This window comes from Sporotomaculum syntrophicum (assembly GCF_009932395.1).
Lineage (GTDB): Bacteria > Bacillota > Desulfotomaculia > Desulfotomaculales > Desulfallaceae > Sporotomaculum > Sporotomaculum syntrophicum.
In genome coordinates this window covers 65,090-87,526 of sequence record NZ_LSRS01000006.1, presented here as the reverse complement: position 1 = coordinate 87,526, position 22,437 = coordinate 65,090, and the positions used below count along the sequence as shown (strand labels likewise).

Sequence of the window (22,437 nt, the reverse complement as noted above, 5' to 3'; positions counted from 1 at the left end):
AAATTTACCATCGGTCAGGAAGAGTTTATTTTGCGCACAGAGTTAAAGGGCAATATCTTTGATATTTTTAAGGCTGTTGGTAGCAGACCGCCAAAAAGGATACTAGGATACAAATCTACCATATAAAGGAATATTGTAGTGGTACGTCTATTTGGTGTGCCCGGAAACCGTTGATATTACTGAATTCCTTTGGATAGTGCTGTCAAACTTGAGTTATAATATCCCTTCCTTTTTTGAGGCAAAAATACAGCCACGAAGGTTAAATACACTCCTTATGAAATGTATTCAGCCTTCGTGGCTGTATTAATATTTTATATTTGAACTTATTTTATATGATACGATACGACTGGGCATGTCAACCAGTCAAGCTTAACCGAATTACTAAACCCCCGGGTATAGGCTAGACGTACTGAATCCCCTCGTCAAATACAGTCAAAGTCTCTAACCCGTCTTGAGTTACCAGATAGGTATTTTCAATCCCTACGGCGCCGTCAGGGAAGGTAAATTTCGGTTCCAACGCAAAGACCATGCCCGGCTCCAGCGGCGTTTTAAATTTATATCCAATCACCGGCAGTTCGTCCTGCTCAAGGCCGATACCGTGGCCACAAAAGGTCAATTGATTGGGGTAGCCGGTAAAATGATTGGCAAATGGACTCGCATCGGCTATTTGCCGCGCCAATTCGTGCAGTTTACCACAGGGCACCCCCGGCTTGGCCATCTGCTTGATCTGCTCGATAATTTCGATGGCTACCTGGTAAGCCTGAGTCAGGTGATCAGCCAGTTTACCAATGCAAAAAATCCTGGTCTGGTCCAAGGAATACCCGCCGACATTAAAGCCGATATCCACTAACACAGGCTCGTCCCGGCCAATAAGCTTATGGCTAGCTCCCTGAGCATATGCCGGGCCTACTCCTCTGCCGCCGACCGCTCCCCAAAAATAGCTAGGGATAGTATTACTGCCGGATACCACATGCTGTTGATGCAGTTCAGTGTTAAAGCCACGTACTCTCATTAAACCGGGATGACCTTTCTCCCTGTAGAACGCTTCAATCATGGCCGCCAATTTTAGCTCAGACATGCCCTCACTGATATTAGCACTGATATAAGGGAATAACTGCGCCTGTACTGTGTTCACTTCTCTCAGTATTTCCAGCTCGTACTCAGATTTGATCATGCGAACAGTGCGGATAAGCTCACTAGCATCAACCACCTTGGCCGGTCTAAAGAGTTCCTGGTAACGAAAATACAGGTTAGCAGGTAGCACGTCCAGCTCAAAGCCCAGTGTTTTAAAACCACTGAAGCCGTGCGACTGAAGGGTTGGCAATATTTCCCTTAAGCTATCCACATAAACGATATTGTCCAGGGCGGACTCTTCCACGGCCCGTTCAAAAGTATTTTTAACCATCAGCAGAGGTTTGCCCTCCGCCGGTATAAATAGGTGGGATTGCTGAATAGTCCCGGAAAAATAAAATAAGTCCGCGTTTTGAATTATTAATGCCCCGTCGATATCCTGTTTTTTTAATAATGCTTGTAGTTTAGCGACCCTCTGGTCAAGCTCAGATTTCGGAGTATATCGCACAGTAAAATCACCTTCCTTTTACATACTGCTATCCATGAATATGCACATTATGCAGTTATATGAAAAATACCTAGATTGCAAATATTTATTCGCTGCGTGGCCTTTATTTCCTCTAAAATTAGAAACATATCTTAAGCAAAAAACACTGTAATATACATCGCATAAAAGTAGACAGCAAACTATGCTGTCTTAGTCGTGGTCGATAGAAGAACAAACAATGACTCGCAACCATAATATGAGATAGCTATAGTCTACAACCACTGCTTGTCTTAAGACACATATCCCTGGATATATAATCCGATGATAACAGAAACACAGTTGAGAATATCTTCAACTGTGATGATCCAACAAGGGCATTATTATTTGATATATATCACCTAAAACAACTGTCTTATCCATTATATTTCTTCTCCACACTGCTCCAGCAATTCTACTACGCCAACTACTTTATCAACATCAAGTACAAAACCAACACCCATCCCCGGTTTTTGCAGTTGTCCGGCATCAACTATTGCTTTTAAAACCTCATTAGTTTTATCCCTATGAATTAACGTTAAAATGATTTCCTTTTCCGGTTCGATAGGCAAACCAAGTAACTTTTTCTGCTCATGCACTCCGACACCGCGCCCGTGCAATATAGTACCGCCCCTGGCACCGGCATTTTTTGCCGCATTAATTACTCTTTCGGCCCAGCCCTTTCTAACAATTGTTACTATTAATTCATGCTCCCGAGCTATCTTCATTTTCTACTTTCTCACCTCCAAAGACAATTCCCAGTAGTAATACTGACAATATTGGGGTAAGGGCGACCAGCCCAACTACGCCAAACCCATCCAATAACGGATCCCTGCCCTCTATTCCGGTAGCTATTCCCACCGTCATAGCCAAAACAAATGTAACCGTCATGGTGCCCGAAGCAACTCCACCGGAATCGAAAGCCAATGAGACAAAGGTAGGTGATACAAAATGTGTCATAATTAGCGCAATTGCGTATCCTGGGATAAGTATATACATCAGAGGTATGCCATATACTATCCGGGCCATCGCCAGGGCGACTGAAATCGCCACCCCTATCGATAAGGTCAACATCATGGTGCGCTGGTTGATATACCCGCTGGAAACCTGCTCTACTTCATGGTTTAGTACCCAAACAGATGGTTCAGCTATAACAATGACTAAACCCAGCAGCAACCCGATCGGAATCGCTATCCAATTATAGTCCAGCTGGCCAATATATACACCCAACGAAGTCCCTGCCGGCATAAAGCCAATTTTAACACCTTGCAGGAAAAGAGACAAGCCAATAAAAGATATAAATATACCAATCAATATACGTTTAACTTCATCCCAGGGCAACCTAAGGACAAATTGGAACACAAACATGATAACTAAAAGGGGCGTCAAAGCAATCGCAACTTCCTGAATAACATTAAAATAGCCTGAAAATACAATTAGATCATTCATGCATAGAGCACCCCCAGTAAAAGGACTGCTAGAATAGGGCCTAATGATGCCAAAGCTAAAAAGCCGAAACTGTCGCTAAGGGAGCTTTTACCACCAAGGACTGAAGTTAAACCTACACCAAGGGCTACAACAAACGGTACCGTCAAATTTCCTGTAGTTACCCCGCCCGAGTCGAAAGCTACAGGCATAAAACTAGGGGGTACAAAGCAGGCTAGCACAAATACCAAAATGTAACCGGCAACTAATATATAGCGCATTGGAATGCCCAGGAACACTCTAGCAGCAGCAATAGCCATAAACACACCTACTCCTAAACCGATAAAGGCTATAATTACTGTTTTAGACATTTGTTCACCTGAGACATAATCTACCTGCTGCGCCAAAACTAGAACATCAGGTTCAGCCACGGTGACGGCTATACCAATACAAAATACGGAAAATAGAAGCAGTGGAAAAGAAAAACGCTGGGGAAGTTCTGAGCCGATAATATCACCAGCGCGCAATAGCCCAACCTTTACCCCAAGTAGGAAAAGACCCAATCCAATACTGACCATTACCGCGCCAATGATAAGCTGGAGAACTTCATATAAGGGGTCATCAAACAATATCAGTTGTATTACAATAACTAATAGTACTATAGGCAAAATGGCAAGCAATGTTTCTTTAGCGGTATCTTTTATTTCATCCATTCAAGACCTCCTCTCTTTGATTTAAGCTTATTATATTGCACATGCTGCTTTTTCAACAGGGGATAAATATCTTAATTTTGGAGGTAAACATTACGCTGTCATCTTTGTTTTAGCAAACAAGCTGTTACTTGAATGAAAGGACTAAATTCTCATGCAATTATGCTGTGCCAGTCAATCCGGCTACTTGGGTCCCTCCTGGCATTACTCTCAATCCACCTCCAACCATACTACACCCCCTTCCTGGATTTAATTCTATTCAAAAAACAACGAGGCAGCAGTCTTTTACTGCTTTCGCCCGATTTAACCACTGTTCCAACCAAAGCCTTGCATTAACCCTATTAAGTGCATATAAGCTGAATATTATCCTTGAATTTAATCTTATGAAGAGGTCTTTGCTGCCCTAAATATTAAGAATTAATAAATAATTTGGGCTCTGGATGTTGTAACAAACTTATTTTGGTTACGCTTACATAACCATTTCTATCTATCTGTTAATATAAAATGCCAGTATGTAATTAGCTGTGTTGCCCAGCTGGTAAAAATTCCCGAATCTATATTATTTGAATATTTATATGATATCATATCTAAAGACGATGATAAAGGATATGAAATATGGATCTTTCATTTGGGCAATAAAGCAAATAGAGTATACGAAAATTTCCTTCCTATATAATATTCTAAATAAATAAATGGATAGAGGGAAAAAAGGGTCTAATATAACGTTTATTTGGACAATAAATTTTTTAAATAATTATCTAAATAATAGTTTAGATGTTATTGAGGCAAAATATTTTGAAAATAACCACAATTATACTTGTGTTAACGTATAATTAAACAAAGAAATGTTTTAGTTAGGAGTAGGATCATGAATAATTTTAGCAAATCAATTTTGAACATTTTGCATGGGGCGGCTGGTGCATTTCAAAAATTTCCTGCTGCAATTGCATGCGCACTTGCGTTCGCGATTGTAACAATGATCAGGATTCAACTGGATTGGCCTCAGCAGGAAGCTTACAATTTTCTGTTCAACTGCCTGCACTGGGCCTTTGCACTTGGCTCCATATTTAGTCTAGCTGCCATAACTGGGGCCCAAAGCCGCTATAACAAATCCGGAGCGTTACTGCTGGCCAACCTGCTTGGTCTTGTGGCTGCAGCCGTTACTTTTCTGACGCTTTATCTTTTTGGCGGAACAGACCCCGCACAGACAGAATATCGTTATATCTTGCTTTCTGGTTTAGCTGCATCCCGTGTTAGTGTGGCTATCCTGATCAGTTTCATTGCCTTTATCAGCCTGGCTGCTTACCCCAAAGACCAGTCCGACATTGCACGCTCCTTGTTCATGACGATAAAAGCCTTCTTTATTGCCTTATTATACGGCACAGTGCTCATGAGCGGCGTATCTGGAGTAGCAGGTGCCATTGAAGCCTTGCTTTACCAGGGGATGAGCGAAAAAGTCTACCTGTATATTGGCACTATAGCCGGCTTCCTGGCTTTTACCATTTTCATCGGTTATTTTCCGGACTTCCGTAAAGGTCAATTTGATGAACACCGCCAAGCCGCCCAGAAACAACCACGGTTTGTGAAAATTTTATGCGAGTATATCCTAATCCCGATTGTACTGGCTTTGACTGTCGTACTGTTACTCTGGGCAGTCAAGACTATACTTAGCGGCATGCGGGTATCTTTCATACAGCTTTCAAGCATTGCGACTGCATATACGTTCAGCGGCATTTTGCTCCACGTCCTGGTAACCCACTATGAAACCTGGTTGTCCAAATTTTATCGCCGTTTTTATCCGATTGCCGCACTGGTAATCCTCGCTTTCGAGGCCTGGGCATTGCTCACCCAGTTGCAAAAGGTAAGTTTACAAATAGACTCGTATTCATTCATAATCATTTGGATAATTGCTTTGGCGTCTGCTGTACTACTGTTCTTCTGGCAGGCAAAAGCGCATCTGCCTATTGCCGTACTGACCTGCATTATGGCTGTTATCTCGGTGCTGCCAGTGGTTGGTTACCACGCTTTGCCGGTTACCGCACAGGTAAACCGTCTCGAAACACTGCTAGTCAACCAGGGCATGCTTAAGGATAACCAGTTAATCCCCGCAGCTGAAAAACCGGAAGCAGCTGTACGGGAATCAATTACCGATGCCGTAAACTACCTCGCTTACGCTGAGGATACCAAGCTGCCGGTATGGTTGATAGAGAACTCGCCCAAAGCAATATCTTCAAGGACAAACTCGGCTTCGAACAAACCTGGCCGAAACCCGAAAAATCTTACCCCAGTGATTATTTGGAGACATCCCTGATATTACCGCCTGAGGCTATCGACATCAGTGATTTTCGCTGGGCTTTCGATATGCAGACCCTGGCTGAAAACAATAAAGAAAATAGCGCTTCGGTTACGGTTAATGGTGACAGAGGCATATACCGGATCAACTGGACGGTGGATATGCAGATAGGTATTCCCACGTTGAAAATCGATCTGAACGATCGCGTAATCCTCGAGCAAAACATGAATACCTATCTTGACCGAATTACCAAAGCGTATCCACCAGGAAAGCCAAGACCCACACAGGCAACCTTAGAGGAGATGAGCCTGCAGCTGGAAACCCCGGAAGTGACCGCCCTGCTTGTGTTTAAGAATATAAATATTAGCGCTGACCCTTACGCGGATGCAATTCATTACTACCTTGATTTAAGTTCTTTGTATTTACAAGAAAATCCCTGAGGGCATGGACAATAAATACTATTGATTTTCTTAAAAACCAGAGCGTTTAAAAATTTTTATTTGGCAAAACAAAGGGGCAGTCTCAATTAAGTCATAGATTGTCTCCGCTGCATTATCTACCGATACTTTCCCCTCTGGTATGCAAATAGCTCATGGTTCCATCACCGAGGTTATTCTCACCCGTATAGCAAACCCGGCACTCTGCCGGGTTTACTTTTCCTGTCTTGTCATTTGTTCGTTCATATTAATGGCTTTACCATACTGGTATTGCAGCACCTGATATAAATCATAACCGCCACTTAAATTAGCAGCGTTAAAACCGTTCTGCATCAGTATGCGGTTAGCAATATAGCTCCTTAAACCGGTCTTACAATGAACAATAATCTGCTTATCCCGAGGCAGTTCATTTAACCTTTCACGCAAGCTGTCCAATGGTATATGCAGCGCTCCATCCACATGACCTTGCTGGTATTCTTTATCCATCCGCACGTCCAGCAAGATATAGCTGTCTTTGGCCAGGCTGTCCAGTTCATCCCAGTGCATCACCCGCACATCGCCCTTTAAGATATTAGCTGCCGTAAAGCCTGCTATATTCACAGGATCTTTAGCGGAAGAATAGGGTGGAGCGTAAGCCAATTCTAACTCCTCCAGGTCAAACACTGTGAGCCCCATCCTTATCGCTGTAGCCAATACATCAATACGCTTGTCCACCCCAACCTTGCCGACAATCTGAGCTCCATACAAGGTTCCACCCTCAGGTGAAAACATGATTTTGACAATTATTGGTATGGCACCGGGATAATACGCTGCGTGGGATGGCGATATTGTATATGATTTGACATAGGGAATCCCATTTAATTTAAGTGTTTTTTCATTGTTCCCTGTGCTTGCTGCTGTTAGGTCAAACACTTTGATGATCGATGTGCCCTGAGAACCTTTAAATTTAACCTTGCGGCCGGCAATATTGTCGGCTACGATCCGAGCCTGTTTATTGGCAGGACCGGCCAAGGAAATCAAAGCCTGTTGATCAGTAACGATATCTCTTACTTCTATAACATCCCCCAGGGCATAGATATACGGGTCCGAGGTGCAAAGATAATCATCAACCTTGATTCCACCCCGCTCGCCAAGAGCCAGGCCGGCTTCCCGGGCCAGCTTATTCTCCGGTTTGACTCCGATGGCCAGAATCACAAAATCTGCCTCCACTGATTTACCGCTGTTTAAGACCACCTCAATATTCTCCTGGCCGGTAAAGCTCTTCACACCATCATTTAATATAATCTTGATTCCATTATCCAGCAAGGTTTTTCCCACCAACTTAGTCATATCTTCATCCAAAGGTCCCAAAATCTGAGCCGCCGCTTCCACAATGGTCACGTCCGAGCCCACAAGTTTTAAATTTTCAGCCATCTCTATACCAATAGCTCCTCCGCCGATGATCACTACCCTACCGGTCCTTCTCTGGGTTACCAGAGCTTTAAGCCGGTCAACATCAACCATGTTCCTTAATGTATAAATCCCTGCCCGTTCTATACCTGGTATAGGTGGAACAATTGGGGCAGCTCCGGGTGCAAGGACTAAGTAGTCATAGCTCTCCCGATAAATTTGGTCGCCGGAATTCACCTCTACCTCACGGGTGTCACGAAGAATAGCAGTCACTTCACTATGGAGGCGAATATCTATATTAAACCTTGCTTCCATCGCTTCTTTGGTCTGCACCAAAAGGCGATCCCTCTTTCTAATCACGCCGCTTATGTAATAAGGTAGTCCGCAGTTGGCGAAGGATATATAGCCTCCCCGTTCAAACACAATAATTTCGGCTGTTTCATCCATTCTGCGCAGCCTGGCGGCTGTACCGGCCCCACCGGCCACTCCACCCACTATCAGTACTTTTTTAGACATTTGCTCATCTCCCTTCGTAAGCTTTTCGTCAAGTTATTTTACCCCTGCCAGTTATCTTTACACTGGCTAAACACTGTATTACTGCGCTGTTATAGGGCTCGTTGTTGATAAGCTTAAATCCTAGTCTTGATAAAAGGTTTCTTGCTAGTTAAATTATACAATATCTTCGTTAAATAATTAAGCAAAAATGCTTGAATTTTATTAATATTCTTTAACTTATTAAGCCGAGATGCAGCTGCTTTAAGTATGTCAAACAGTTATGAATTTTTTTACCTGTAAGGACTTTTTTGCGTCGATGGGAATTCTATACAAAAGGATATCAGGAGCTTGAAAAAGAAATAGTATTTTATAAAGAGGGAGCAGTATTACTGCTCCCCCTACTTCGAATGAACGGTGGACCGGTTATCATGAAGGGTTTATCAATAAAACGATACCTGTTAATTTTTTCAGGCTCAGTTGCACTTGCCATAGGAATTATAGGTATATTCCTTCCTATAATGCCGACTACCCCCTTTTTACTTCTGGCAGCTTTTTGTTACATGCGAAGTTCAGAGCGTTTATTTGTTTGGCTAATAAACCATAGAATTTTTGGGGCTTATATTTATAATTATATGAATCATAAAGCCATTACCAGGGGTGCAAAGATTGGTTCACTTGGCTTTTTGTGGCTAACGCTTATTATTTCTATGTTTATTACCTCAAATTTACACATAAGCTTATTACTGCTGGTTATCGGTGTCGCAGTAAGTATCCACGTTATGACATTAAAAACACTTGAACCAGAGGACTTGCACAAGTACAGTCATCAAGAAAAAGTTAAACAAAATGAAAAATTAAACACAGGTGAACAAAACAACGGCTCCGGAAGTAACCATTAGTCTACAACATGCGTCGCTACCTTATTTGCATAAAAATTATAGTTGTTTATATAGGTATGGCTGTGCTGCTAAAATAGCCGGATACAAAAAACCGGCACTGCTGTATTTCTCTAGTCTTGCGTTAAATATGTATATACACTTACTGAGGCCAATACATATAACAGATAAACCCATGCGCATCACTGATACTAAAACACGCCTTGCACTGGACAAATAAATTGATCGGCCTGCCTAACAGGCTGGGTGTAATAATCGTATTGGTTGATAGCTGTGCTACCTTTTGCCCGGCTAGAAAAAAACTAAATCCATGCTCAGTATTAAAATTATCTGTGGCAATGTGCAGCATAGATTCTCCCTGGCCAATCCAGATTACCGGTGGACCATAAACATTAAGAGCCTTAATAAAACGCCTCAACCCGTCGGTATATCTTTCTAAAGGTTTAACTCCTTCATGCTCAAGAAAAATGCTGTACAACCAAGCTGTGTGTTTATAGTTTTCTATAAGGTCCCATAGTCCGAATTGCCTAACGTCAATCACCGGCACTTCAACATCAACTGCAAAAAGAAGCTTGTCTCCTTTATATCCTTGATAAGTAAAGGTTATTGTATGCTCACTATCATTAACTTTCTTCAATGCAATTTCTAAATTATTTTCCTGTAAAAACTGTTTTAGCTCTTCTATATCCATATATTACTCTACCTCCGGTTCAAAAAGATATCGCACATACAATTCCTTTAAAAAGGGTGGTCAAATCCGGCATACCTGTTATACTATTACGTTAACACCAATCTCAGCCCCACGATGCGAATGTTACTGAATCCCAGTGATTTCCTAACTGTTTTGTCATATTTATTCTAACCTCAAATTAAAATAACATAAATAATGTTTTGCTCAGGCTCTAATTGGTTAAGCTATTTAATGGCTCTTTCCCGTTGGGGGATAGGCTCTGGTGGGGCAAACCTGAGCGTCTGACGGGGTTCTGCCGGGATAGCAGGACTAACCTATTAACCTGCTATCCCAGTGGAGAACGAGTGAAATCCCTATTACTCTAAATAACATAAATGACAGTTACTTAATCATAACATGTATAATGTCAATGTTAAACTTGCAGCAACTAACAAGAGGCTTTGGAGAACTGAGCATTTTCCAAAGCCTCTTGCTAATTAACTATTTGTTAACTTAATACAACATATCAATTGCTTTCACTTATGGCAGCAAAGCGTAATTTTAAGCTACATTATACCTCATTAACACTTATTTTGGTCGAACTAATAAGTGCCTTGATATTCAGACAGTGTCAAGCCCAAAATATTAGCCATCTCAACCGGTGTTATGCGGTTTTTTACGTATTAGCAGCATAATTTCGTATTAGCGTAAGAAAAAAATATTTCTAACAGGTAACAGGAACATTATCCCATTTGATTGCAGGTTTATTGATGAGCTTGTAGAACTTATGATTAAATATAAGATATAGAAAACCACTCGCTAGCTCTATGTGATGTAATATTGTTTCCGCACAACCATGACTCAATAATTGACCTTGTGGAAAGAAGGTTCGCTATGAAGCTCATTACTATTGCGGGTCCACCCTCTTCAGGCAAGACCTCAGTAATTTTAAAATTAATTGAGTGCATGGGGTTGCCAATAGGCAGTGTGGGTGTGGTAAAATTTGACTGTCTTACTTCTTTTGACAACCTGCGCTACCAGGAAGCGAACATTCCAATCCAAACCGGGTTTTCCGGGAAGATATGTCCGGACCATTACTTTGTCAGCAATATCGATGACGCTGTACAGTGGGGTATCCGCTCAGGCTTTCAAATGCTAATTACCGAAAGCGCCGGACTGTGCAACCGATGCTCCCCCTATATCAACGGTATATTTTCCGTCTGCGTTATTGATAGCCTGTCCGGGACCAACACCCCCAGGAAGATAGGACCCCTGCTGAAATTGGCTGATGTAGTGGCAGTGACTAAAGCGGATATAATTTCCCAGGCTGAGCGTGAAGTATTTGCTTTCAGTATTAAACAGGTGAACTCACATGCCAGGGTAGTTTTTGTCAACGGCATCACCGGCCAGGGTTCCTTCCTTCTGGCGAAGTATCTACAGCAAGCCCGTGATATTCAAACCCTCCGAGATATGAAATTGCGCTTCACCACTCCCGCCGCAGTATGCTCCTATTGCACTGGAGAAACGAGAATCGGAGAATCTCACCAAATGGGCATGATGAAAAAAATGGAGTTTAAAGAGTTATGATCAGAAAGGATTTATTAGCACTGGCCAATGACATTAGTATTGAAGATTTATTGATTGAACATCCTATTGTCGCCGATTTCCTGGCTAATCTAAGATTAGATAATATTCCCAAGCAGCTGCCCTTGTCACTGGCCATTGAAGAAATGGATGAGGATATTCTTCAAGAATTTGGCTTGGACAAATTTGGGGTACTCCTTAGTTTTTGCGAATTTATGGAAACATTTTCTACTGCTAAAAACCAAAATCCGGCGGTTGCCACCCTTACCATCATTGGCGGTTTAAATAAGTCCGGGGAACCGGAAAACATCAGCCTGACTATTTCCTCGGGGGAAATTGTAAGTATTGTAGGACCAACCGGTTCCGGTAAAAGCAGATTGTTAAACGACATTGAGTGTCTGGCCCAGGGTGATACACCGACCATGAGGCGCATCCTAGTTAACGGGGTCGAACTTGATGACCTCCAGCGCTTTGAGATGGAGGGCAAGCTGGTAGCTCAGCTTTCCCAAAACATGAATTTTGTTATGGACCTGACTGTCCGTGAATTTTTATATTTGCATGCTAAAAGCAGATTAACGGTCGACGCAGAACAAGTAGTAGAAAAATGTTTTCTCGGCGCTAATGCTCTGGCGGGTGAAAAATTTTTATTAGACACCAAGATAACCCAGCTAAGTGGCGGGCAATCCAGAGCCTTAATGATTGCCGATACGGCATATATAAGCAACTCCCCCATTGTCCTTATTGATGAAATAGAAAACGCCGGTATTGACCGGCGTCAGGCAATTGAGCTGCTAGCTCAAAGGGAAAAGCTGGTCTTTATATCCACCCACGATCCCCTGCTGGCTTTGGGTGCTGATAAACGGATTGTGATTAAGAATGGCGGTATTATCAAGATCTTGGAAATTACACAGGCAGAAAAGCAAAGCCTCAATGCCATCGAAGAACTGGACAATATCCTGCAAAACCTCCGCCATCGCCTGCGTGAAGGAGACCAAATCACAGTAGATCTGCTCAAAGCATAATATAAGAGGTGTTGAATGATGTGGCAAATTTATAATGCTATGCTCAATGGAATCCCAGCAGACCTCCTTGTAGATGAGCTTTTTTGCGGAAACCACTATGCCTATGTCCACAGTGGGGATGGCGTTGGTATTAGCGGGCTTGACCATTGCGAAACCAGAAAGCCCATGTTTTCCAAGAATCTACTCGGCGCCACTCTCCAGGAGGTCGCTAGCTGCATTAAGTCCTGGAATTTTGTCGAAGCCTCGGTAGGTCTGGCCGCAATAAATGCTTATTATAATAATCCCCGGGTGGCCAGGGCTAATGGCGTAGAGTTCTCCGATTCCCAGCGGGTTGAGGATAGAATCTTTGATCCCTTTATCATGTCCCAAAATGATGTCCGGGGTAAGAAAGTAGCGGTGGTCGGTCATTTTCCACATTTGGAAAGTCTACTCGAACCAATCTGTGACTTTTCACTTTTCGAATGGGAGCCGGAGGATGGGGATTATCCTTTTTCTGCTTGCGAATACATTATTCCAGAGTGTGATTATGTATTTCTATCCTATATTTGCGTGATCAATAAGACACTGCCCAGGCTCCTCGAGTTAGCCGGCAGGGCCAAGCAGGTCACACTAGTCGGACCAGGGACCCCGCTTGCACCGGTTTTATTCGATTATGGAGTTGGAGATCTTTCAGGTTTTATGATTAAAGACACTTCACGGGCGTTTAGAATCGCTACCGGTTCTGAAAGGGTAAGAATGTTTTCCACCGGACAGAAAGTATCCTTCAAAAAAAGTGATCGTAAAGATGTTTAGTAAGGGGGCATGCCAGTGAGATTTGAGTGGAATGACGATACAATTAGGTGGTACCAAAACGCAAATGAATATACCGGTTTTTTTAAGCATGTGGCGGCATTAATTGCCCCCAAGCTGGGGGGTTATGACACGCTGTGCGATATTGGCTGTGGCCTTGGGCTTTTGGATCTGGAACTTTGCCACAGTATTAAACACATAACCTGCATAGATATCAGCCAGGAAGCTATTAACGCCCTGCAAAAAACTCTACAGGACAGGAACATTACCAATATTGAAACCCGGGTAATGGATAGCAGTGATATCAATGAAAATTGGGATGTAATTGTCACAAGTTTTTTCGGGGCCAGTAATATGGATGATTTTTTGCCCCACTGTAAAAAGTTGTTTGCGGTCGTTTCCGGTAGTCATGAGACTGAGCTCACACCCGGGAAGTACAGCCCTAGCAAAAAACAAACAGTCCCTAAAATAGAACAAACGCTGCAGCAGAAAGGCATACCTTATATTCTTAGCAAAGCAATCTTTGAATTCGGGCAACCACTTGTCTCCAAAGATGATGCCGTTAAATTTGTGCAGTCTCATTCACCGGGTATAACACCTGAAGTACTGGATAGCTTCTTAACCGAGAAACTTGTTAAGACGGGCAATGACAAATTTCCTTTTTTCCTACCTCGTATGAAAGATATCGGTATCTTTGAAGTTGAAGGTAGACTGTAAAATTAGAGTGAGTTGTATTTATCTATTACAAGCTAAACTCCTGGAGGAAATTACTAAGGCGCCCTGGAGGTTTAGACAGCGTTATCCGGCCATAGTAAAGTAAATTATGCTTATCTATTAGCTTCCAACTGGTGAGTGACACTGAGAAACCACCGCCTCACCGCGGTGGTTTTAGCATATCAATTAAATTAACCGGTAAATTCATGCTTTTTCCTGCAACAGCCGGTCAAGTTTCAGCCCGGTAAGACCCAGAATTGCCGCAACTCCACTTAGCAAGTACAACCCGGCACCCAAGCCCATCCCAAGGCCTGCAGTTAACCAAATACTTGCCGCTGTGGTAATACCTTTGATATGGTCTTGCTCCTTGAATATAATCCCTCCGCCAATAAACCCCACCCCGGTTACTATTTGGGCAGCGACCCTGGCCGGGTCTATATTCCTCACCATCGTCACTTCCTGGTTGGCCAAGGGGAAACCGGTAATACCAATGATAGTAAAAAGTGCTGCCCCCAGGCAAACCAGCGCATGGGTGCGTAATCCGGCAGGTTTGTGGCGTTTTTCCCTTTCCAAACCGAATAAAATTCCTACTGCAAATGCCAGAAACAATCTTAAAGCCAGTTCTGCCTGTTCATTCATATCATTACCGCCGTTTTTTTGATTAGTATATTCCAAGCGGGCAGGCCTATACGCATGCGCTCCAGTAAAGCTAATACCGGTATAATTAAAAATGCCAAGTAGCAAAAGCTTTAGCAGCCTCTTTACTAATTGCTCGTTTGTTAACTGGCTAAATTTGACTTTTGGGGTAAATTCCTCATTTCGAAAAATAGCAGTGTAGCTGTCAGAAGCACCGACAACGCATCGGAAATCGGCGATGACCACCAGGCGCCCTCTATGCCCCAGAAATTGGGCAATATCAGCAAGGCCGGGATAAAAATTAGCACCTGTCTTGCCGAACTGAGTATTGTCGACTGTACAGGTTTGCCTACAGCCTGGAAATAATTCGCCCCAATAATATGAAAACCCACAATGGGAAGAAAAGCAAAGAATATACTTAGCGCGTGAGCTGTCAATTGAGTTAAGGCAGTGTCTCCTTTGCTAAAAAGTGCTGAGATAGGGGCGGCAAAGATTATTATAACGAGATAACTTGTGATAGCCAGGGCGGTACCGGCCATAATTGCTTTTTTTAGTGTTTCTTTAACTCGCTCATATTGCTTGGCTCCAAAATTATAGCCAATAATCGGCTGGGCTCCCTGACTAATCCCGACAATCGGCATAATCAATATCATACCAACGCTCATGATTATACCAACCGCTGAAAGGGCCAAATCACCTCCATAGGCTAAGACGATCTGGTTTAAAATAGTTTGCTGAACACTACTGGCTATTTGCATAGCAAAAGGAGCAAAACCAATGGCCATAATTTTCAGTGCGATACGTACCTGTGGCTTCATGCTATTAATAGTAATTTTAATTTGGCTGGTGCCACGCAAGAAATAACTAATCACCCAAATTGTTGAAATCAATTGACCGAGGACAGTACCCAGGGCAGAGCCTTTAATGCCCATATCTAACGTGAAAATAAAAACATAGTTTAATATTACGCTGGACACAGCACCAATGATTTGTGAGAACATAGCGAACCGGGGGTTACCTTCAGCCCGTATAAAATTGTTTAAACCATAACCAAGTGCTGCCGGCACAGAACCCAACATAATTATATGGATATAATCCCTGGAGTAAAGCAACACCTCCGGGCTGGTAGCGCCAAATAACCTTAGCAACGGGTCAGAGTAAAGAAAATAAATGCATGTTAGAAGAAAGGGCAATACGATTAACAATAGAGCAGCATTACCTGCTATTTTATTGGCTTCCTCTTTTTTTTGTTCTCCAAGGCGGATTGAAATCATGGCCATACCACCAATACCGATCAGCATGCAAACCGCAAATGTAATCGTCATAATGGGAAGGGCTACTGTTACGGCAGCAATGGCAAGGGAATTCACACCCTGGCCTACAAATATGCGGGATATAAGATTGTACAGAGCGTTCACCGACATACCGATGATAGCCGGTAATGAAAACTCCCAGAGTAACCGGTTGATATTGCCATTTCCTAAGTCTATTTTCTTATTCATATATTAGCCTTCTTTACCGTTAGTCATCTAATTTTTTCATAAACCCAACCACATTTTGTAAACTGGTTATAAATTGCTGAATTTCTTCAGAGCTAAAACTTAACAACAATTCATCCACTTTGGCAACACAAAAATACGTGATGCGATCCATCTCCTCTCTACCGTGTTGACTCAAACAAATAAGAGATTTCCTGCGATCCAGCGGGTCATTTAAACGAAGCACGAAATCCTCCTTTTCCAGCTGGTCAATCAGAGTGGTAAGACTGCCTTTTTCGATATCCAGCATTTTGCCAATCTCTGTTAAGGTTATACGGTCATTTTGGTATAGAGTGTTAAGGATTTTCATATGATTCTTTTTAAAGCCAGGCCTAAAGTTTAATTCCTGTGACTCTTGCCTAAGGCGAAGAAGATACTTTTCATGAAATAACCCCATGAAGGTGAATAATAAATTGTGAATCGTTATTGCGGTCTCCAAATTCATTTTCCTCACCTATTAAACCAAAATATTAGAATTCTAAAAATAAGAATACTAATCTATTTTAGCTTAAAAGAAACAATCAATCAACAAAACAAAACTTGTCGTTTTTTCTTGATTTTTGGCATTTTTCTAGTTAATTTGTCGAAAATGTATGCGCAGGTTATTATTGACAAAGCATTGAAATGAAATCATAATTAAATTAAATAAATAGTTCTCTACGGCAATTTAGTTAAAGACCTTTGGAAATTCACGGAAGGCTAATATTTTTGGGGTTATCTTGATTAGATTACCTTAAAAATATTAGCCTTATTACTTATAGGTTAGTTTGATAGGAGGGTCTTTATTTTGACAAAAACAGAAACCCTTGTTTCAAAAATAAAAAACGGTGATATGCAAACACTTAGAATTGTTTATGAATTATTCTATAAGCCGGTTTATCAGGCTGCCTATTATGTTATTAAGGACCCAAGTCTTGCCGAAGATGTTGTTCATGAATCCTTCCTGAAGATGAAGTATAAAATAGATCAGCTTCAAGACTCTTCCAAGTTAGAAGCATGGTTGTGTCGCATCGCAACTAACATTGCACGTGACTTAATTCGCCGACGCTTAAGAAACACTTTTTATATGGAAACCAGGAATGTTTACCCAAACAGCCAACCATTATCCCCGGAAACCAGCCTTTTGCAAGAGGAAGACAAAATAATGATTAAGCAAAAGATTAATTGTCTTAGTCCCAGTTACCGTCAAATATTATACTTAAAGTATTACCGGGAAATGTCTTGCGAAGAAATTAGCACTGCTCTGAATTTACCGGTAGGCACTGTAAAATCCCGTCTATTCAACGCCAGACAGAAAATTAGAAAATTAATTGAATTAGAAAATGAAAGTATTGCCATTAATTAGATAAATAACGGAAGAGGTTAAGTAACCATGAGAGAATACACTAAATCAGAATGTGATAAGATATTAAGTGAGGTAATACACGAATCGGTTATTTCAATTACCCCTCCACCGCTAGAAGATTCGTGGGTAAGGTTTGAAAAAAAACTGCAAAATCAAGTAATAGCTGAAAATCATATAAAAGCTTTGTATGCTAAGGGTATACCTACCAGCGATATCAAGAATCAGTTGCGGAGCATCTACGGCATGACATTTTCAACTTGCATGATTGACCAAATTATAAAAAAATTTTCCACGATGGACCAATGGCAGTCCCGCAAACTCGATCGTGTATACCCTATTGTCTATCTGGATGCTATCCAATTCAAGGTTCGTAAAGATAGCAAGGTAATAAATAAAATAGCTTATATTGGGCTAGGTATTAATACCTCCGGGCGAAAAGAAATACTTGGGATTTGGGTCTGTGAAAATGTTAATACTGAATTTTGTATTGATATATGTAATGACTTAAAAAACAGAGGTGTCTATGACATCTTGATTGCCTGTATAAATGGGTTTTTTGTCGTACCGGAGGCCATTAGATCAGTTTTTCCCAGGACCGAAATACATAGCTGTAACATAGGACAAATACTTTATTTAATAAAATATTCAACATACCAAGAACAAAAAGAGTTGTTAAAAGATTTAAGGAAAGTATACCAGGTATTATCATATGAGGAAGCAGAACGTGCCTTTGTTAAATTCAAAGAAAACTGGGGCAATAAATACCCCATTGTTATTCAATGCTGGGAGAAAAATTGGCTCGAGCTAATGTCCTATTTCAAATACCCGTATGGTATTCGCCAAATGATGTATACAACCAATATCATCGAAAGTTATCATAACCTGCTATATCAACTAACCAATATAAAATTTTGTTATTCTACAGATGAGGCTATAAAAAAACTAATTTATTTGGCAAGTGTCGAGGCAGATAAGCAATGGACCATACCGTTCAGTGAATGGTCATGCTTTGTGTCCCAATTTAACGCGTTCTTCGGAGATAGGGTACAGTTAGAATCGGTTATCTAAAGAGTAAGGTAAGCTCATTGCTCGATTTTCCCTAAGAATATGCAAGTAAAAGGATAAGTAGCAGCCTTTTTGGCTGCTACTTATCCTTTTATAAAGCCCTTCAGCAACTTAACCGCCAAATACTAGTGTTTATTTCCAATAAAAAACACTAGTATAATAATTACACCGGGTTTACAATTAAATAAATTTGTTTTAAAATCGACATAATCCCTTATTTGTCTACAATTTATAACTTTTTCCTCGTATCTGAATTATGTATAAGGTATGTATTACCATTTCATTATAACCATTTATAGTTAACACATTTTAGTATGACTACCTAAAGAAAATATTGACATACATTTATTACTGAAAGGAGAAATGAAATGGGCTACAAACAGATTCTTGATGCCTACAAAAACATCCCCGGCGGGATGATTGAGGCATTCAACGCCATCCAGGATATATATAGTTATTTACCGGAAGAAGCTATCATTGAAGCCGCCAAGGTTTTTAACGTTCCAGTATCTAAAGTCTACGACGTAACCACCTTTTATTCCATGTTTTCCATCAAACCGCGTGGGAAAAATGTGATTAGAATTTGCCAAAGTGCCCCCTGTCATGTTGCCGGGGCTGCTGAGGTGGTAGCTGCATTGGAAAGGGAACTCGGCATAAGAATAGGCGAAAGTACCTCCGATGGCAAATTCGCCCTAGAAACAACCGAATGTGTAGGTCAGTGCCAGGACACTCCGGTTATAACGATAAACGGCAAACCGTATATGGGTGTAACACCGGCTACCGTTGTTGATATACTAGCTGAATATAAATAATCACAATTGATTATCAAATAAGGGACAGAAGAAAGGAGGGACCTAAATGGCCGAAGAAATGCGAGTTGTACTGCGCAATTATGGTAAAATAAATCCTCTTAAGATAACAGATTACCTCTCTGTGGGTGGTTATGAAGCTTTAAAAAAAGCGCGTACCATGACTAGAAAAGCAGTTATTGAAGAGATTATACAATCTAAACTTAGAGGACGCGGTGGTGCCGGTTTTAATACAGGTCAGAAATGGGCCTTTGCACACAAAACTCAGGACGACCAAAAATATGTAATTTGTAACGCTGATGAAGGTGAACCGGGAACCTATAAGGATCGTATGCTTATGGAAAACGATCCCCATGCAATATTTGAAGGGATGGCCATTTGCGGCTATGCTATTGGCGCTAACAAAGGTTATGTTTACTGTCGCGGCGAATACCCGCATTTAATTACTATTCTTAAAACAGCTATTTATCAGGCTAAACAGCACGGCATACTGGGAGATTTTGACATTGAAGTAAGAACCGGGGCTGGAGCCTTTGTCTGTGGTGAAGAGACAGCTTTACTTGAATCCATTGAGGGTCACCGGGGTGAACCAAGGATTAGACCTCCTTTCCCCACTCAAAAGGGTTTGTGGCAAAAACCAACCGTCGTAAACAACGTAGAAACCCTGGCTAATATTCCGGTAATTATCGATAAAGGAGCTGCTCATTTTGCAGCTATAGGCGCACCAACATATCCCGGGACCAAGATTTTAACGCTAACCGGTGATGTTAATAATCGCACCTTTTTTGAAATACCTACCAATACTACCATCAGAGAGGTTATCTTCGAGTTTGGCGGCGGTATCCCCGGAGATAAAAAATTCAAGGCTGTGCAAATTGGTGGAGCTTCCGGTGCCTTTATTGCTGCTAACAGCCTGGATACCCAAATATCTTTTGATGCTATGTCGGCTATTAACTCAACGCTGGGATCGGGCGCAGTTTATGTACTGGATGAAACAAGGGATATCATAGATGTAACAACTAGAATCGCTAGATTCTTTGAACATGAATCCTGCGGAAAATGTGCCCCCTGTCGTGAAGGTACAGCCCGTTTGCATGAATTAATGTGGAAACTCAACAGCGGTCGGGGCTCGGCTAAAGATATCACTCTGCTGAAAAAATTAGGCCGGGTAATGTCGATTACTTGTTTGTGCGGTCTGGGACAAGCTGCCCCCACGGCTATTTTAACTACCATAGAACGTTTCAGTGACGATTATGAAGCCAAACTGATGTAGGAATTGAGCTAAAGGAGTGATATTAAATGATTAATTTAATAATTGATGGAATAAAAACTTCCGTTCCTGACGGCTCAACCATCCTACAGGCAGCTCAAAAAGTCGGTATTCATATTCCAACACTGTGTGCTCACCCTGATCGGAACGTTAAGTCGAATTGCAGGATATGCGTATGTGAGGTCGAAGGCAGCAAACTTCTACAGACAGCTTGTTCGCAACCCGTTTTTGAAGGAATGGTTGTCAAGACCAGAAGCCCCAAAGTAATTGAGGCCAGGCGAATCATATTAGAACTTATTCTATCCAACCATCCGCAGGACTGCCTGAATTGTATTAGAAATGTTAACTGCGAACTCCAGCATCTGGCCAAAGAATATTGTATCCGCGAAAACCCATTTAAATTAAAAACCAAAGGGCTGCCCAAAGACTACTCGACTCCAGCCATCTTTAGGGATCCTAACAAATGCGTGCTTTGCCGCCGTTGTGTAGAAACCTGTACAATAATTCAAGGAGTAGGTGCCTTAGGTTTGGAAAACCGCGGTTACCATACAATGATTGTGCCCAGTATGGGCAAGAATTTAGGTGACAGCCCGTGCGTAATGTGCGGACAGTGTATCCATGCCTGCCCGGTGGGAGCAATCGGCGAAGTTGAATATATCGATGAACTAATGGAAGCCATTGCCGACCCAGATACCATTGTAGTTACCCAAATTGCGCCGGCTGTAAGAGTGGCCATCGGTGAAGAGGTCGGCATGAAGACTGGTGAAATGCCCATGAATAAGCTGGTAGCCGCCCTTCGTCAAATCGGCTTTGATTATGTTCTGCACACCAATTTTACAGCTGACTTGACTATCATGGAAGAAGGCCATGAACTATTGCAACGGTTGACTACTGGTGGTATACTACCTATGTTTACATCTTGCAGCCCGGGCTGGATAAATTTCTGTGAGACTTACTATCCGGATTTATTAGATAACCTATCTACTTGCAAGTCACCACAGCAAATGTTTGGTGCTCTATTAAAGACTTATTGGGCCGACAAGATGAACATCGATGCGAAGAAAATCTTCTCTGTTTCCATCATGCCCTGTACCGCCAAGAAATACGAGGCTTTCCGACCGGAAATGAACGCCAGCGGCTATCAGGATGTAGATATTGTATTAACCACCCGTGAACTTGGCCGGCTATTAAGATTGTGCGAAATTGATTTTGACAAAGTTGAACCCTCCGAGTTTGATCCCTGGATGGGTGATTACACCGGAGCAGCCGTAATCTTCGGCGCTAGCGGCGGTGTTATGGAAGCTGCTCTGCGCACGGTTTATGAAGTGGTAACACAGGAAGAACTGAAAGATGTTAACTTCACAGAAACACGTGGCTTCCAGGGCATCAAGGAAGCCGAGGTCGATTTAAATGGCACAGTAGTTAAAGTAGCCATTGCCAACGGCCTGTCCAACGCTCGCAAGCTAATGGACCAAGTTAGAGCAGGCGAGTCGCCCTACCACTTTATAGAAATTATGGCCTGCCCAGGTGGCTGTATCGGCGGCGGCGGGCAGCCAATTACCAGGAGCAACATAAAGCGAGAAGAGCGTATTGCCAACATCTACATTGAAGATGAGCAGTGCGCCATCAGGAAATCACACGAAAACCCGGAAATTAAAATGATTTATGAAGAATTCTTGCATGAGCCTCTGGGGCACAAATCCCATGAACTCCTGCATACACATTACCATGCCAAGAATAAACGGCTGATCTAATT

At 42.0% G+C, this 22,437-nt stretch carries 21 protein-coding genes; 12 read left to right on the top strand and 9 right to left on the bottom strand.

The features are described from left to right. Positions 1-400: 400 nt before the first annotated feature. The 4 genes from SPSYN_RS12910 to SPSYN_RS12895 all read right to left on the bottom strand — a co-directional run bounded on the left by SPSYN_RS12910 (position 401) and on the right by SPSYN_RS12895 (position 3,732). Positions 401-1,579 (bottom strand): M24 family metallopeptidase, encoded by a 1,179-nt coding sequence (locus SPSYN_RS12910; RefSeq protein ID WP_161822909.1) that lies wholly within the window; start codon positions 1,577-1,579, stop codon positions 401-403. 398 nt (positions 1,580-1,977) lie between these two features. After that, positions 1,978-2,322, bottom strand: a complete 345-nt coding sequence (locus tag SPSYN_RS12905; protein ID WP_161822908.1) for a P-II family nitrogen regulator — start codon at positions 2,320-2,322, stop codon at positions 1,978-1,980. Continuing rightward, positions 2,300-3,043 carry a DUF1538 domain-containing protein gene (locus SPSYN_RS12900; RefSeq protein WP_161822907.1) on the bottom strand — a complete coding sequence of 248 codons (744 nt, stop codon included), beginning with the start codon at positions 3,041-3,043 and terminating at the stop codon, positions 2,300-2,302. Before SPSYN_RS12900 ends, SPSYN_RS12905 begins: the two co-directional genes overlap by 23 nt. Further along, entirely contained in the window at positions 3,040-3,732 is a 693-nt protein-coding gene (locus SPSYN_RS12895; RefSeq protein WP_161822906.1) for a DUF1538 domain-containing protein, read from the bottom strand. Before SPSYN_RS12895 ends, SPSYN_RS12900 begins: the two co-directional genes overlap by 4 nt. An 865-nt stretch (positions 3,733-4,597) precedes the next feature. Here SPSYN_RS12895 and SPSYN_RS12890 point away from each other — a divergent pair. Then, positions 4,598-6,040, top strand: a complete 1,443-nt coding sequence (locus SPSYN_RS12890; protein ID WP_243153051.1) for a DUF4153 domain-containing protein — start codon at positions 4,598-4,600, stop codon at positions 6,038-6,040. Beyond that, on the top strand, positions 6,025-6,462 hold the full coding sequence (locus SPSYN_RS16060; RefSeq protein WP_243153050.1) for a hypothetical protein: 438 nt from the start codon (positions 6,025-6,027) through the stop codon (positions 6,460-6,462). Before SPSYN_RS12890 ends, SPSYN_RS16060 begins: the two co-directional genes overlap by 16 nt. A 210-nt stretch (positions 6,463-6,672) precedes the next feature. On the opposite strand, the gene SPSYN_RS12885 is transcribed toward SPSYN_RS16060, so the two are convergent. After that, entirely contained in the window at positions 6,673-8,364 is a 1,692-nt protein-coding gene (locus SPSYN_RS12885) for an FAD-dependent oxidoreductase (protein ID WP_161822905.1), read from the bottom strand. 287 nt (positions 8,365-8,651) lie between these two features. Between SPSYN_RS12885 and SPSYN_RS12880 the strand changes: the two genes are divergently transcribed. After that, positions 8,652-9,242 (top strand): YbaN family protein, encoded by a 591-nt coding sequence (locus SPSYN_RS12880; protein WP_243153049.1) that lies wholly within the window; start codon positions 8,652-8,654, stop codon positions 9,240-9,242. Between the two features lie 139 nt (positions 9,243-9,381). Here SPSYN_RS12880 and SPSYN_RS12875 read toward each other — a convergent pair whose 3' ends face one another. After that, positions 9,382-9,930, bottom strand: coding sequence for a hypothetical protein (locus tag SPSYN_RS12875; RefSeq protein ID WP_161822904.1), 549 nt, complete (start codon positions 9,928-9,930; stop codon positions 9,382-9,384). 873 nt (positions 9,931-10,803) lie between these two features. Between SPSYN_RS12875 and SPSYN_RS12870 the strand changes: the two genes are divergently transcribed. Genes SPSYN_RS12870 through SPSYN_RS12855 form a run of 4 tightly spaced genes read left to right on the top strand, consistent with a single transcriptional unit; the run spans position 10,804 to position 14,021 of the window. After that, the gene (locus tag SPSYN_RS12870; RefSeq protein ID WP_161822903.1) at positions 10,804-11,496 is read left to right on the top strand and encodes a GTP-binding protein; all 693 of its coding nucleotides are present in this window, start codon (positions 10,804-10,806) and stop codon (positions 11,494-11,496) included. After that, a complete protein-coding gene (locus SPSYN_RS12865; protein ID WP_161822902.1) occupies positions 11,493-12,515 on the top strand; it encodes an ATP-binding cassette domain-containing protein in 1,023 nt (340 codons plus the stop codon). The genes SPSYN_RS12870 and SPSYN_RS12865 overlap by 4 nt, the downstream gene beginning before the upstream one ends. Before the next feature lie 15 nt (positions 12,516-12,530). Further along, a complete protein-coding gene (locus SPSYN_RS12860; protein WP_243153048.1) occupies positions 12,531-13,307 on the top strand; it encodes a Rossmann-like domain-containing protein in 777 nt (258 codons plus the stop codon). 15 nt (positions 13,308-13,322) lie between these two features. Next, positions 13,323-14,021, top strand: a complete 699-nt coding sequence (locus SPSYN_RS12855) for a class I SAM-dependent methyltransferase (protein ID WP_161822901.1) — start codon at positions 13,323-13,325, stop codon at positions 14,019-14,021. A 201-nt stretch (positions 14,022-14,222) separates the two neighbouring features. On the opposite strand, the gene SPSYN_RS12850 is transcribed toward SPSYN_RS12855, so the two are convergent. The 3 genes from SPSYN_RS12850 to SPSYN_RS12840 form a co-directional block, all read right to left on the bottom strand. Then, positions 14,223-14,657: an MgtC/SapB family protein gene (locus tag SPSYN_RS12850; protein ID WP_161822900.1), complete on the bottom strand. Its 435-nt coding sequence runs from the start codon at positions 14,655-14,657 to the stop codon at positions 14,223-14,225. Between the two features lie 140 nt (positions 14,658-14,797). Next, the gene (locus SPSYN_RS12845) at positions 14,798-16,156 is read right to left on the bottom strand and encodes an MATE family efflux transporter (protein ID WP_161822899.1); all 1,359 of its coding nucleotides are present in this window, start codon (positions 16,154-16,156) and stop codon (positions 14,798-14,800) included. Between the two features lie 19 nt (positions 16,157-16,175). Next, positions 16,176-16,637: a MarR family winged helix-turn-helix transcriptional regulator gene (locus tag SPSYN_RS12840; protein WP_161822898.1), complete on the bottom strand. Its 462-nt coding sequence runs from the start codon at positions 16,635-16,637 to the stop codon at positions 16,176-16,178. Positions 16,638-16,979: 342 nt separating this feature from the next. Here SPSYN_RS12840 and SPSYN_RS12835 point away from each other — a divergent pair, with 342 nt between their 5' ends. The 5 genes from SPSYN_RS12835 (at position 16,980) to SPSYN_RS12815 (ending at position 22,435) form a co-directional block, all read left to right on the top strand. Continuing rightward, the gene (locus tag SPSYN_RS12835) at positions 16,980-17,537 is read left to right on the top strand and encodes an RNA polymerase sigma factor (RefSeq protein WP_243153047.1); all 558 of its coding nucleotides are present in this window, start codon (positions 16,980-16,982) and stop codon (positions 17,535-17,537) included. 27 nt (positions 17,538-17,564) lie between these two features. Continuing rightward, the gene (locus tag SPSYN_RS12830) at positions 17,565-18,605 is read left to right on the top strand and encodes an IS256 family transposase (protein WP_161822897.1); all 1,041 of its coding nucleotides are present in this window, start codon (positions 17,565-17,567) and stop codon (positions 18,603-18,605) included. Positions 18,606-18,970: 365 nt separating this feature from the next. Further along, entirely contained in the window at positions 18,971-19,414 is a 444-nt protein-coding gene (nuoE, locus tag SPSYN_RS12825) for an NADH-quinone oxidoreductase subunit NuoE (RefSeq protein ID WP_161822896.1), read from the top strand. A gap of 46 nt (positions 19,415-19,460) precedes the next feature. Further along, a complete protein-coding gene (locus tag SPSYN_RS12820; RefSeq protein ID WP_161822895.1) occupies positions 19,461-20,684 on the top strand; it encodes a complex I 51 kDa subunit family protein in 1,224 nt (407 codons plus the stop codon). Between the two features lie 26 nt (positions 20,685-20,710). Beyond that, positions 20,711-22,435: an NADH-dependent [FeFe] hydrogenase, group A6 gene (locus SPSYN_RS12815; protein WP_161822894.1), complete on the top strand. Its 1,725-nt coding sequence runs from the start codon at positions 20,711-20,713 to the stop codon at positions 22,433-22,435. Positions 22,436-22,437: the final 2 nt, after the last annotated feature.